At 36.6% G+C, this 716-nt stretch carries 1 protein-coding gene; it reads left to right on the forward strand.

The genetic code is table 11. The features are described from left to right. Positions 1-123 precede the first annotated feature (123 nt). Positions 124-525 (forward strand): DUF3592 domain-containing protein, encoded by a 402-nt coding sequence (locus tag AN214_RS21795; RefSeq protein ID WP_054981619.1) that lies wholly within the window; start codon positions 124-126, stop codon positions 523-525. Positions 526-716: the final 191 nt, after the last annotated feature.

A 716-nucleotide genomic window follows, 5' to 3' on the forward strand; every position in this document is an offset into this window, starting at 1 on the left:
TAGTTATTTGACAAACTAATTATGGCTCTGGCTTTAAGCTAACCCACGAAAATGCGGAGGCTAGCACCGTGTGGGAGTCATTATGTCTAGGTAACACGGAAGATGTCGAGCATAATTAATCGAATGAATAACAGTTTAAAGCTTAGTTACCTTTATCTATTGCTTGGCATCATAGCGTTTATTGTTGGCATTTTTGTTACTACAAATACCATCGAGTTTACTCAGCAAGCAATTAATACCAAAGGTAAGGTTTCTAGTTTGGTTGTTGTCGAAACAAAATTTTATCCCGAAGTAACGTTCTCAAGTTCTTCAAATGAAACTCATAAATTTATATCTAATTCTGGTTGTAAGCCTGCCTGTTACAAAAAAGGTGAAAGCGTAAATGTTTTATATTTGCCTAACCAACCGAGTCAGGCTCTATTAAATTCGTTTGTGTCACTTTGGGTACCAACATTACTTACTTGTGGCATAGGTTTAATTTTCATAGCTTTTAGCTTATTGCAAATAAAACGGCTTAAGGCGTAAAGTGTTACCTAACACATATGAACCTTCTCCGGTCAAGTAAGCATAACGATTCTTTTTAGCTGCTTTTAAGCAGCTAATTTGTTTTAGCAATTCTTAAATCTGTTCAGCTTCGCTATGTCGGTTAGCCGTTAAAATCGTTTACGGCAAACACATATTGAGGGTCTCTTATTGCGAGCTCATCGCTGCCTAAA

Source organism: Pseudoalteromonas sp. P1-9 (assembly GCF_001399975.1).
In the GTDB taxonomy this organism is placed as follows: domain Bacteria; phylum Pseudomonadota; class Gammaproteobacteria; order Enterobacterales; family Alteromonadaceae; genus Pseudoalteromonas.